Here is a 12013-nt window from a genome sequence, read left to right as displayed (position 1 = left end):
GTGATCATGTTTTTGACGTAGTCGGCGTGACCTGGGCAGTCAACGTGAGCGTAGTGACGAATGTTCGAGTCGTACTCTACGTGCGCGGTGTTGATGGTGATACCACGAGCTTTTTCTTCCGGGGCGCTGTCGATCTTGTCGAAGTCAACGCGAGCCGAACCGAAAACCTCGGAGCAAACGCGAGTCAGAGCAGCGGTCAGAGTGGTTTTACCGTGGTCAACGTGGCCGATGGTGCCGACGTTAACGTGGGGAAGGGAACGATCAAACTTTTCCTTAGCCATCGATACAATCCTCCGCAGAAGAAATAGTCTTGCGCTGATAAAACAAAGGCAGATATTTTCATATCTGCCTTGTTTATATGGAGCTCTTGAGCGGACTTGAACCGCTGACCTCACCCTTACCAAGGGTGTGCTCTACCAACTGAGCTACAAGAGCGAAACACTTTGTGCAAAATCCAGCAAACTTGGAGCGGGTAGCGGGAATCGAACCCGCATCATCAGCTTGGAAGGCTGAGGTTCTACCACTAAACTATACCCGCAGAGCTTACGGCTCTCGCTAAAACTGGTGGAGGGAGAAGGATTCGAACCTTCGAAGCTCTCGCAACGGATTTACAGTCCGTCCCCTTTGACCGCTCGGGAATCCCTCCAGATGTGGCCGGCATTCTATTTGTCTGCCGTCCTAGTGTCAAGCGTTTTTTCAAATTTTTTCAATCAAATCTGAAACTTAGCTGCTTTGACACCGCTTCCAGTTCTACCACCTGAGTGGTGTTCCCTGTGAAGCGGGCGCCATTCTATCAAGCTATTCGCCAGTTGCAATACCCTGGCAGAAAATAATTTTGTGTTTTAAGTCTTTGAAATCGTTGGAAAGAGTCGCGAGGACGGTTTGGTCCAGCAAACGCTCGCTATCCGGGGCAACCTTGAGCCAACGACCATCCGCCCCTGGCAACTGTCCCGCCACCGGCACGGTGACAATATCCAGGCTCAAAAGGCGCTGACGCAGCGCATCGAGCTGGCCCTGCCCCATCACACCACCTACCACCAGGCACTCATCCCGGCGCTTGGGTGGAGCCGAAACCCCTGTTTCGCGCAACAGGCGGATTTCTTGCTGATTCCCCTTGTACAGCGACAGGGGCGCGACTTCCTTGACCTTCAGCGGGGCTTCCTGCTGGTGCCACACGTAATAGAAGACGTTGAGCACCAGTAACAGCAGAAACAACCAACGCATAGGCACCTCAATCCAATGGGCAGGCCATGGCCAGGCCTACAAAAACCAGGTCAGGCACGACACGTGCCTGAGGCACCGCCTCCCTTACCAGCGGCGCATCACCCCCAGTGAGGAACACTGTGAAGTCCTCCCCCCACAACGCTCGCGCCTGTTCGAGCTGGGTATGCGCAAAACCCTGGAGCATCAACACGCAACCGCGCTCGACCGCCTCGACCGTCGAGCGACCTGGCGCCAGGCTGGCCAATGCACGCTCGGCCGAGGCATCGTCATAACGGATACGCCGGGTGTGAGTACGCAACTGGCTACGCATCAATGGCATACCCGGGCAGATGTAGCCACCCAGGTGCTCGCCGTCCGCCGCAACGAAATCCGCTTTGGCAGCGGTCCCCAGGTCAATGACCAGACAAGCGCCCTTGGCCAGGTGAAATGCTCCCAACGCCGCCAACCAACGGTCCATGCCCAGACGCTGGTAGTCGTCATAGCCATTGCGCACACCCGCCATTTCCTGAGCCGGGTGCGCCACGCGCGCTTGCACGGCAAATGCCTGGGCAATCAGCGCGCAAAGCGCATCGGTTTCTTCCTCACTGCGCACACTGACAATGCGGCACCCGGTCAGACGTACCGAAGCTCGCGCGGCCACTTCGGCCACCAGCGCCTGATCGGAGTCAACGATACCGCCGCTTTCAATCGCTGCATCAGCAACGTGGATTACCCGCCACTTGATGAAGCTGTTACCGCAATCGAGCTCAAGAATCATCACGCAACCTCAAACTGAGCTCACCACCACTGAAGCTCTTTTCCACCCCGTCCGCCTCAAGGCGCAAGCCGCCCTGCCCGTCGACGCCAAGAACCACGCCATCAATACGCGTGCTACCTGCAACCAGAGAAACCTTGCGCCCCTGCCACAGGTGCGCCTGCTCCCATTCTTCCTGGAATGCGGCAAACCCGTAGCGACGATGCCGCGCCAATTCGTGCTGCAATTGCTGATTGAGCAATGCTACCAGCCGGTTACGGTCGACTGCCGCCCCTACTTCGCGACGCATCGAGGTCCACACCTGGTCGACCTGATCGTTGACCTGCATGTTCACATTGATGCCGATACCCAGCACCACATGACAGACATCTGCCGGGTCCCCCACCAACTCCAGGAGGATACCGGTGATCTTCTGCCCGCGAACGAGAACATCATTGGGCCATTTGAGCCCCACATCCTTTACCCCAAACGCCTGCAGGGTACGCATTACCGCCAACCCCACCACGAGACTCAAGCCCTCGAGCTGGCGCATGCCGCCATCCACACGGAGCACCAGGCTGTAATAGAGGTTTTCGGCAAAAGGGCTGACCCACTGCCGACCGCGCCGACCACGGCCGGCGCTCTGGCGCTCGGCCAGGACCAGGAATGGCGCGGTTTGCCCCTCTCCAGCGAGTCGCAGGCCTTCAGCATTGGTCGAGTCGATGGTTTCGTGGATGAAAACGGGCCACTGTTCGCCGTCGGCAAACCCGGCGATCGCTTGCGCATCGAGCAAAGCCAGCGGCGCCGCCAGCTGATAGCCACGCCCACGGACCTTGTGAATGGTGAGGTTCAGTTCGCTCTCCAGGTGCTGCAGCTGCTTCCAAACGGCGCTGCGACTTACCCCGAGGGCCGCCCCCAGAGCTTCTCCGGAATGGAACCGACCATCCCTGAGGAGGTTCAACAACTTCAGCATGCCAGTCTCGACTTGGAATAAGGCAGGCATGATAGCTATGGGCTGTTGGCTTGCATAGGAAAAGGGCTGCCGGCGGGGCGAAGGCCGCTCCCGCAGCATACCCTGAACCTGCGCCATATCTGTGGGAGCGGCTTTAGCCGCGAAGCAGGCAACGCGGTGGATGGCACCGGCTTTGCCGGTGTTCGCGGGTGAACCCGCTCCCACAGAGGGGGGTGCAGGCCTGGGATTGGTAGGCCAGAAAGACAAAACCCCTACCTGCATGCGCAGATAGGGGTTTTGCGAAATGAATCTTGACGATGACCTACTCTCACATGGGGAAACCCCACACTACCATCGGCGATGCATCGTTTCACTGCTGAGTTCGGGATGGGATCAGGTGGTTCCAATGCTCTATGGTCGTCAAGAAATTCTGTTGCCAGAATGTCCAGATGGACAGCCCAGCGAATCCGGATATGCGATATTTGTGATGTTGCGAACTTTCGGTTCTTTCGTCTTCACCACCGCAATCTGCGCTAGCAAATTGCTTGGGTGTTATATGGTCAAGCCTCACGGGCAATTAGTATTGGTTAGCTCAACGCCTCACAGCGCTTACACACCCAACCTATCAACGTCGTAGTCTTCGACGGCCCTTCAGGGGATTCAAGATCCCAGTGAGATCTCATCTTGAGGCAAGTTTCCCGCTTAGATGCTTTCAGCGGTTATCTCTTCCGAACATAGCTACCCGGCAATGCCACTGGCGTGACAACCGGAACACCAGAGGTTCGTCCACTCCGGTCCTCTCGTACTAGGAGCAGCCCCTCTCAAATCTCAAACGTCCACGGCAGATAGGGACCGAACTGTCTCACGACGTTCTAAACCCAGCTCGCGTACCACTTTAAATGGCGAACAGCCATACCCTTGGGACCGACTTCAGCCCCAGGATGTGATGAGCCGACATCGAGGTGCCAAACACCGCCGTCGATATGAACTCTTGGGCGGTATCAGCCTGTTATCCCCGGAGTACCTTTTATCCGTTGAGCGATGGCCCTTCCATTCAGAACCACCGGATCACTAAGACCTACTTTCGTACCTGCTCGACGTGTTTGTCTCGCAGTCAAGCGCGCTTTTGCCTTTATACTCTACGACCGATTTCCGACCGGTCTGAGCGCACCTTCGTACTCCTCCGTTACTCTTTGGGAGGAGACCGCCCCAGTCAAACTACCCACCATACACTGTCCTCGATCCGGATAACGGACCTGAGTTAGAACCTCAAAGTTGCCAGGGTGGTATTTCAAGGATGGCTCCATGAGAACTGGCGTCCCCACTTCAAAGCCTCCCACCTATCCTACACAAGCAAATTCAAAGTCCAGTGCAAAGCTATAGTAAAGGTTCACGGGGTCTTTCCGTCTAGCCGCGGATACACTGCATCTTCACAGCGATTTCAATTTCACTGAGTCTCGGGTGGAGACAGCGCCGCCATCGTTACGCCATTCGTGCAGGTCGGAACTTACCCGACAAGGAATTTCGCTACCTTAGGACCGTTATAGTTACGGCCGCCGTTTACCGGGGCTTCGATCAAGAGCTTCGCTTGCGCTAACCCCATCAATTAACCTTCCGGCACCGGGCAGGCGTCACACCCTATACGTCCACTTTCGTGTTTGCAGAGTGCTGTGTTTTTAATAAACAGTCGCAGCGGCCTGGTATCTTCGACCGGCATGGGCTTACGGAGCAAGTCCTTCACCCTCGCCGGCGCACCTTCTCCCGAAGTTACGGTGCCATTTTGCCTAGTTCCTTCACCCGAGTTCTCTCAAGCGCCTTGGTATTCTCTACCTAACCACCTGTGTCGGTTTGGGGTACGGTTCCCAGTTATCTGAAGCTTAGGAGCTTTTCTTGGAAGCATGGTATCAACCACTTCGTCGCCTGAAGGCAACTCGTCATCAGCTCTCGGCCTTGAAATCCCGGATTTGCCTAAGATTTCAGCCTACCACCTTAAACCTGGACAACCAACGCCAGGCTGGCCTAACCTTCTCCGTCCCTCCATCGCAATAACTGGAAGTACAGGAATATTAACCTGTTTTCCATCGACTACGCTTTTCAGCCTCGCCTTAGGGACCGACTAACCCTGCGTCGATTAACGTTGCGCAGGAAACCTTGGTCTTTCGGCGTGCGAGTTTTTCACTCGCATTGTCGTTACTCATGTCAGCATTCGCACTTCTGATACCTCCAGCAAGCTTCTCAACTCACCTTCACAGGCTTACAGAACGCTCCTCTACCGCGTCATCAAAGATGACACCCGTAGCTTCGGTGCATGGTTTGAGCCCCGTTACATCTTCCGCGCAGGCCGACTCGACTAGTGAGCTATTACGCTTTCTTTAAAGGGTGGCTGCTTCTAAGCCAACCTCCTAGCTGTCTAAGCCTTCCCACATCGTTTCCCACTTAACCATGACTTTGGGACCTTAGCTGACGGTCTGGGTTGTTTCCCTTTTCACGACGGACGTTAGCACCCGCCGTGTGTCTCCCATGCTCGGCACTTCCAGGTATTCGGAGTTTGCATCGGTTTGGTAAGTCGGGATGACCCCCTAGCCGAAACAGTGCTCTACCCCCTGGAGTGATACATGAGGCGCTACCTAAATAGCTTTCGAGGAGAACCAGCTATCTCCGAGCTTGATTAGCCTTTCACTCCGATCCACAGGTCATCCGCTAACTTTTCAACGGTAGTCGGTTCGGTCCTCCAGTCAGTGTTACCTAACCTTCAACCTGCCCATGGATAGATCGCCCGGTTTCGGGTCTATACCCAGCGACTAAACGCCCTATTAAGACTCGCTTTCGCTACGCCTCCCCTATTCGGTTAAGCTCGCCACTGAATATAAGTCGCTGACCCATTATACAAAAGGTACGCAGTCACCTAACAAAGTAGGCTCCCACTGCTTGTACGCATACGGTTTCAGGTTCTATTTCACTCCCCTCTCCGGGGTTCTTTTCGCCTTTCCCTCACGGTACTGGTTCACTATCGGTCAGTCAGTAGTATTTAGCCTTGGAGGATGGTCCCCCCATATTCAGACAAAGTTTCTCGTGCTCCGTCCTACTCGATTTCATTGACAAGAGATTTTCGTGTACGGGGCTATCACCCACTATGGCCGCACTTTCCAGAGCGTTCCACTAATCTCAAATCAACTTAAGGGCTGGTCCCCGTTCGCTCGCCACTACTAAGGGAATCTCGGTTGATTTCTTTTCCTCAGGGTACTTAGATGTTTCAGTTCCCCTGGTTCGCCTCTTGCACCTATGTATTCAGTACAAGATACTCAGCTTGTGCTGAGTGGGTTCCCCCATTCAGAGATCTCTGGATCACAGTCTGTTTGCCGACTCCCCAAAGCTTATCGCAGGCTACCACGTCTTTCATCGCCTCTGACTGCCAAGGCATCCACCGTATGCGCTTCTTCACTTGACCATATAACCCCAAGCAATCTGGTTATACTGTGAAGACGACATTCGCCGAAAATTCGCATGTTGCTCTTTCGAGCAGAACTCACAAATTTTACCTTAGCCTGATTAACCAGCAGTGAAACTGGCCATCAGTCTATATCTATCACATATCCGAATTTTTAAAGAACGATCTGACAAAAGCCAGAAATCAACATTCGAAGCGAATGTTCATTTCTGAGTTTGATCAAGCAGTACAGCAAAAGTGGTGGAGCCAAGCGGGATCGAACCGCTGACCTCCTGCGTGCAAGGCAGGCGCTCTCCCAGCTGAGCTATGGCCCCGTATTCTACGGCTGAACCATGTAATGGTAGGTCTGGGCAGATTTGAACTGCCGACCTCACCCTTATCAGGGGTGCGCTCTAACCAACTGAGCTACAGACCTATAACAGGGTCGCGTTACAGCATCGTCTTTTACAATGAATCAAGCAATTCGTGTGGGAGCTCATCAGCAGGCTGATGTCGTCGATTAAGGAGGTGATCCAGCCGCAGGTTCCCCTACGGCTACCTTGTTACGACTTCACCCCAGTCATGAATCACACCGTGGTAACCGTCCTCCCGAAGGTTAGACTAGCTACTTCTGGTGCAACCCACTCCCATGGTGTGACGGGCGGTGTGTACAAGGCCCGGGAACGTATTCACCGCGACATTCTGATTCGCGATTACTAGCGATTCCGACTTCACGCAGTCGAGTTGCAGACTGCGATCCGGACTACGATCGGTTTTGTGAGATTAGCTCCACCTCGCGGCTTGGCAACCCTCTGTACCGACCATTGTAGCACGTGTGTAGCCCAGGCCGTAAGGGCCATGATGACTTGACGTCATCCCCACCTTCCTCCGGTTTGTCACCGGCAGTCTCCTTAGAGTGCCCACCATAACGTGCTGGTAACTAAGGACAAGGGTTGCGCTCGTTACGGGACTTAACCCAACATCTCACGACACGAGCTGACGACAGCCATGCAGCACCTGTGTCAGAGTTCCCGAAGGCACCAATCCATCTCTGGAAAGTTCTCTGCATGTCAAGGCCTGGTAAGGTTCTTCGCGTTGCTTCGAATTAAACCACATGCTCCACCGCTTGTGCGGGCCCCCGTCAATTCATTTGAGTTTTAACCTTGCGGCCGTACTCCCCAGGCGGTCAACTTAATGCGTTAGCTGCGCCACTAAAATCTCAAGGATTCCAACGGCTAGTTGACATCGTTTACGGCGTGGACTACCAGGGTATCTAATCCTGTTTGCTCCCCACGCTTTCGCACCTCAGTGTCAGTATCAGTCCAGGTGGTCGCCTTCGCCACTGGTGTTCCTTCCTATATCTACGCATTTCACCGCTACACAGGAAATTCCACCACCCTCTACCGTACTCTAGCTCGCCAGTTTTGGATGCAGTTCCCAGGTTGAGCCCGGGGCTTTCACATCCAACTTAACGAACCACCTACGCGCGCTTTACGCCCAGTAATTCCGATTAACGCTTGCACCCTCTGTATTACCGCGGCTGCTGGCACAGAGTTAGCCGGTGCTTATTCTGTCGGTAACGTCAAAACAGCAAGGTATTAGCTTACTGCCCTTCCTCCCAACTTAAAGTGCTTTACAATCCGAAGACCTTCTTCACACACGCGGCATGGCTGGATCAGGCTTTCGCCCATTGTCCAATATTCCCCACTGCTGCCTCCCGTAGGAGTCTGGACCGTGTCTCAGTTCCAGTGTGACTGATCATCCTCTCAGACCAGTTACGGATCGTCGCCTTGGTGAGCCATTACCCCACCAACTAGCTAATCCGACCTAGGCTCATCTGATAGCGCAAGGCCCGAAGGTCCCCTGCTTTCTCCCGTAGGACGTATGCGGTATTAGCGTTCCTTTCGAAACGTTGTCCCCCACTACCAGGCAGATTCCTAGGCATTACTCACCCGTCCGCCGCTGAATCAAGGAGCAAGCTCCCGTCATCCGCTCGACTTGCATGTGTTAGGCCTGCCGCCAGCGTTCAATCTGAGCCATGATCAAACTCTTCAGTTCAATACTGCTTGGGTTTTTAAGAAACCCTAAACTTGGCTCAGCAATCTCAAATGACTATGTGATTTCTCGCATGGCCACTTGTGATGCTGATAATCTTTGTGACTATCAGTCCGTACTCACAAGCACCCACACGAATTGCTTGATTCGATTTGTTAAAGAGCGTTTGGTTAAGAGCGTTTCGTCTCAACCGAGGCGCGCATTCTACGCTTTCCTCATTTGCTGTCAAGCGTTTATTTTGAAGTTTTTTGCGAGAAACTCGTTTAGCTTCAAACACTTGACTCGCTGCGATCTCTCGTAGCGGGAGGCGAATCATACAGCGTTTAGAAGCGCTGTCAACCATCATCTCAACCGCTGGCGATCATTTGATCGTAGCCCTTTCAGCTCTTTCCGAACAACCTAACTTATTGAATTTCAAGAAGTTTGTCGTTCCGATGTCGCTGGAAGTGGGGCGCATTATAAGGGGATCCGAGAGGGCGTCAACCTTTAATTTCATTTATTTGAAATGTTCCAGGCGAAGACCTTATCAAGGCTACCAGGTGCTCGCCACAACACCTTCTGCGCCTGTGAGATCGAGCGCCGCACAGGCCCTTGCCCCCTCCCCTATCTCCGGCCAATTCTGGGCAGCACCCGCGCAACAGCAGGAACCCGCAACACCATCAACACAGCCCCAATACCCGCATAGATCGCCCACTCCCGTAGATCCGAGCGCACGATCCACAAGAAATGCAGCAACCCCAACCCAAGTATCACGTACACCAACCGATGTAGCTTCTTCCAACGCGCCCCCAACCGCCGCTGGCTATACCGATTCGAGGTAACGGCCAGGGCCAGCAACCCAAGAAACCCAAGCGCCCCCACAATAATGTAAGGCCGCTTGCGCAACTCCACCGCCAACTGCCCCCAGTCCAGCCCAAGGATAAAGAACAGGTAAGCCAGGATGTGCAGCACGATATAGGCGAACACCCACAACCCCAGTTGCCGGCGCACCACGATCCAACCCGACCATCCCGTCAGCTTCTGCAGCGGCGTCATGCCCAAGGTAACCAGCAGGAAGGTCAGCGCCCCGAGCCCAAGCCGGTCCATCATGATCTTTCCAGGATCAGGCCCTAGCAGATTCATCGCCGCCTCATACAACCACCAGGCCGGGAACAGGCACCCCACGATGAAGATGGCCAGGCGAAACCAGGGGTAACGCATCAATAGTTCTTCCGCAGATCAAGCCCGGTATACAGCGACGCCACTTCATCGGCATAGCCATTGAACATCTGGGTTTCTCGCACATTGGGACTGAACAGCCCGCTGGGCAGCCGCCGCTCACGCGCCTGACTCCAACGGGGGTGGTCGACCGTCGGGTTCACATTGGCATAGAACCCATATTCATCCGGCGCCAGCCCTTCCCAGGTGGTGCCGGGTTGCTCCGTCACCAGGCTGATACGCACGATCGACTTGATGCTCTTGAAACCATACTTCCACGGCACCACCAGCCGCAACGGCGCGCCATTCTGGTTGGGCAGCTCCCGGCCATACATGCCAACCGCCAGGATCGCCAAAGGATGCATCGCCTCATCCAGACGCAAGCCTTCCCTATAAGGCCAGTCGATCAGGGCGAACCCCGAACGCTGCCCCGGCATGTGCTCCGGGTCTTTCAGGGTTTCGAAGCGCACATAGCGCGCCTTGGACGTCGGCTCTACCTGCTTGAGCAACTGCGCCAACGGGAAGCCCAGCCACGGAATGACCATCGACCACGCCTCCACGCAACGCAGCCGGTAGATGCGCTCCTCTAGCTGGTACGGTTTGACGAAGTCTTCCAGTGCATAGCACCCGGGCTTACCCACCTCGCCATCGACCACAACGCTCCACGGTTCGGTTTTCAGGCTATCGCCCTTGGCCGCCGGGTCGCCCTTGTCGGGCCCGAACTCGTAGAAGTTGTTGTAGTGGGTGGCATCCTTGAACGGCGTGATTGTCTCACCCTGGACCGTTACTGCCTGCCATCGGGTGGCCGCGAGTTTTTCACTGAACCAGCCAGGCGCCCTGCCAGCTTCGACATCGGCGTAACGGCTGGTTTCAGCTGCGCGCGCCATGCTCGGCAAGGCGCCCAGCGCCAGGCCGGCCAACGAGCCACCCAGCAGGGTACGACGGGAGAGGTAGATGCCTTCGGGGGTGATCTCCGATGCCTTGCACTCGGAAGACCTGGAAAGCTTGATGAGCATGAGCGGCTCCACAGCACTGGATAACGGATGTACCAGTAAGACTATGGAGCCGGCGGGTTATTCCTGCATTAAATGATTGTCACGCTTTGCGACGGCGTGCCTTGAGCAGGAACTGGATCGGCCCCGAAGCCGCATAGGCGAGGAAGATCAGCAGCAGGATACGCGGCGGGTCGCTGAACACCACGGCAAACACAAGCACCACGGCCAGGATAGCCACGAACGGCACACGACCCTTGAGGTCCAGCTCCTTGAAGCTGTTGTACTTGATGTTGCTGACCATCAGCATGCCGGCAGCAGCCACCAGCAGCGCCACCAGGAACGACAGCTTGGAGCCCTGGATGCCGTAGTCACTGAACGCCCACACGGTACCCGCGACCACGCCCGCGGCAGCTGGGCTGGCCAGGCCGATGAAGTAGCGCTTGTCAGCGGTGCCGACCTGGGTATTGAAGCGTGCCAGACGCAGTGCTGCACCGGCCACATAGATGAAGGCGACCATCCAGCCGACCTTGCCCATGTCGCCCAGCGCCCAGCCAAAGGCCAGCAAGGCCGGAGCCACACCGAAGGCGACCATGTCTGACAGCGAGTCGTACTCAGCACCAAAGGCGCTCTGGGTGTTGGTCATGCGTGCGACACGACCATCGAGGCCGTCGAGCACCATGGCCACGAAGATGGCGATGGCAGCGAAGGCAAAGTACTTGCTCGCCTCGCGCGGGTCACCGGCGCTCAGTGCGCTCTGTGCGCTCATCGAGCTGATGATGGAATAGAAACCGGCAAACAGGTTGGCGGTGGTAAACAGGTTGGGCAGCAGGTAGATGCCACGATGGCGCACCTTGCGCCCTTCGGCGTCATGCCCTTCTTCAACGTGCTCATCGACAGGTAGCAGGCTTTCGGCGTCGGAGGGCTTGTTCGGCTCTTCGGGACGTTCGCTCATGGAGGGTACCTTGCAACAGGATGGAAAATGTTCGACACGGGCCTGCAAAACAGGTTCTGACGGCAGGCCACTGGTCTGCTTTATACCAGAAGCGGACTGTCAGAACGAAAAAACGCGGCCGAAGCCGCGTTTTTCATCTTTCGACAAGACTTAGTTCTTGGTCTTGTCGACGATTTTGTTAGCCGAGATCCACGGCATCATCGAGCGCAGTTGCTCACCGATGATTTCGATGCCGTGAGCGGCGTTGTTGCGACGCTTGGCAGTCATCGATGGATAGTTGGTAGCACCTTCGGAGATGAACATCTTCGCGTACTCGCCGTCCTGGATGCGCTTCAGGGCGTTGCGCATGGCCTTGCGGGATTCTTCGTTGATGACTTCCGGACCGGTTACATACTCACCGTACTCGGCGTTGTTGGAGATCGAGTAGTTCATGTTGGCGATGCCGCCTTCGTACATGAGGTCAACGATCAGCTTCAGT

General features: G+C 55.5%; 7 protein-coding genes, 5 tRNA genes, 3 rRNA genes and 1 pseudogene. All 16 read right to left on the bottom strand.

What is annotated here, in order from left to right:
- Positions 1 to 281, bottom strand: a 281-nt coding sequence (locus ACPEH5_RS22550) for a GTP-binding protein (protein WP_423727224.1), incomplete at its 3' end; no start/stop codon positions are given.
- Positions 282 to 359: 78 nt separating this feature from the next.
- A tRNA-Thr gene (locus ACPEH5_RS22545) sits at positions 360 to 435 on the bottom strand.
- Positions 436 to 464: 29 nt separating this feature from the next.
- Positions 465 to 538, bottom strand: a tRNA-Gly gene (locus tag ACPEH5_RS22540).
- 24 nt (positions 539 to 562) lie between these two features.
- Positions 563 to 646: transfer RNA gene (locus ACPEH5_RS22535), tRNA-Tyr, on the bottom strand.
- A 152-nt stretch (positions 647 to 798) separates the two neighbouring features.
- A complete protein-coding gene (locus tag ACPEH5_RS22530) occupies positions 799 to 1224 on the bottom strand; it encodes a hypothetical protein (RefSeq protein ID WP_046617267.1) in 426 nt (141 codons plus the stop codon).
- A 7-nt stretch (positions 1225 to 1231) separates the two neighbouring features.
- Positions 1232 to 1981, bottom strand: a complete 750-nt coding sequence (locus ACPEH5_RS22525; protein WP_046617266.1) for a pantothenate kinase — start codon at positions 1979 to 1981, stop codon at positions 1232 to 1234.
- Entirely contained in the window at positions 1971 to 2930 is a 960-nt protein-coding gene (birA, locus tag ACPEH5_RS22520) for a bifunctional biotin--[acetyl-CoA-carboxylase] ligase/biotin operon repressor BirA (protein ID WP_423727223.1), read from the bottom strand. Before birA ends, ACPEH5_RS22525 begins: the two co-directional genes overlap by 11 nt.
- A gap of 288 nt (positions 2931 to 3218) precedes the next feature.
- Positions 3219 to 3334, bottom strand: a 5S ribosomal RNA gene (rrf, locus tag ACPEH5_RS22515).
- 131 nt (positions 3335 to 3465) lie between these two features.
- A 23S ribosomal RNA gene (locus tag ACPEH5_RS22510) occupies positions 3466 to 6357 on the bottom strand.
- A 238-nt stretch (positions 6358 to 6595) separates the two neighbouring features.
- Positions 6596 to 6671: transfer RNA gene (locus ACPEH5_RS22505), tRNA-Ala, on the bottom strand.
- Between the two features lie 24 nt (positions 6672 to 6695).
- Positions 6696 to 6772, bottom strand: a tRNA-Ile gene (locus ACPEH5_RS22500).
- A gap of 85 nt (positions 6773 to 6857) precedes the next feature.
- Positions 6858 to 8394: ribosomal RNA gene (locus tag ACPEH5_RS22495) — 16S ribosomal RNA — on the bottom strand.
- The 16S, 23S and 5S rRNA genes sit together here with 2 tRNA genes alongside, the layout of an rRNA operon.
- Positions 8395 to 8994: 600 nt before the next feature.
- The gene (gene msrQ, locus ACPEH5_RS22490; RefSeq protein WP_046613101.1) at positions 8995 to 9591 is read right to left on the bottom strand and encodes a protein-methionine-sulfoxide reductase heme-binding subunit MsrQ; all 597 of its coding nucleotides are present in this window, start codon (positions 9589 to 9591) and stop codon (positions 8995 to 8997) included.
- Positions 9591 to 10604, bottom strand: a complete 1014-nt coding sequence (msrP, locus tag ACPEH5_RS22485) for a protein-methionine-sulfoxide reductase catalytic subunit MsrP (protein WP_423727222.1) — start codon at positions 10602 to 10604, stop codon at positions 9591 to 9593. The genes msrQ and msrP overlap by 1 nt, the downstream gene beginning before the upstream one ends.
- A 79-nt stretch (positions 10605 to 10683) precedes the next feature.
- On the bottom strand, positions 10684 to 11535 hold the full coding sequence (pssA, locus tag ACPEH5_RS22480; RefSeq protein ID WP_003250045.1) for a CDP-diacylglycerol--serine O-phosphatidyltransferase: 852 nt from the start codon (positions 11533 to 11535) through the stop codon (positions 10684 to 10686).
- Positions 11536 to 11685: 150 nt separating this feature from the next.
- Positions 11686 to 12013 (bottom strand): annotated as a pseudogene (locus ACPEH5_RS22475) (ketol-acid reductoisomerase); the annotation flags it as partial.

Origin of the sequence: Providencia sp. NPDC089933, assembly GCF_049545585.1 — a bacterium.
GTDB classification, from domain to species: domain Bacteria; phylum Pseudomonadota; class Gammaproteobacteria; order Enterobacterales; family Enterobacteriaceae; genus Providencia; species Providencia huashanensis.
The sequence above is the reverse complement of the archived record's forward strand: the minus strand, read 5'-3'. Positions and strand labels throughout refer to the sequence as shown.

Excerpts from the sequence above, each read along its gene's own strand:
- ACPEH5_RS22530 (WP_046617267.1), bottom strand. The coding sequence starts at position 1,224 with ATGCGTTGGTTGTTTCTGCTGTTACTGGTGCTCAACGTCTTCTATTAC.
- ACPEH5_RS22525 (WP_046617266.1), bottom strand. The coding sequence starts at position 1,981 with ATGATTCTTGAGCTCGATTGCGGTAACAGCTTCATCAAGTGGCGGGTA.
- birA (WP_423727223.1), bottom strand. The coding sequence starts at position 2,930 with ATGCTGAAGTTGTTGAACCTCCTCAGGGATGGTCGGTTCCATTCCGGA.
- msrQ (WP_046613101.1), bottom strand. The coding sequence starts at position 9,591 with ATGCGTTACCCCTGGTTTCGCCTGGCCATCTTCATCGTGGGGTGCCTG.
- msrP (WP_423727222.1), bottom strand. The coding sequence starts at position 10,604 with ATGCTCATCAAGCTTTCCAGGTCTTCCGAGTGCAAGGCATCGGAGATC.
- pssA (WP_003250045.1), bottom strand. The coding sequence starts at position 11,535 with ATGAGCGAACGTCCCGAAGAGCCGAACAAGCCCTCCGACGCCGAAAGC.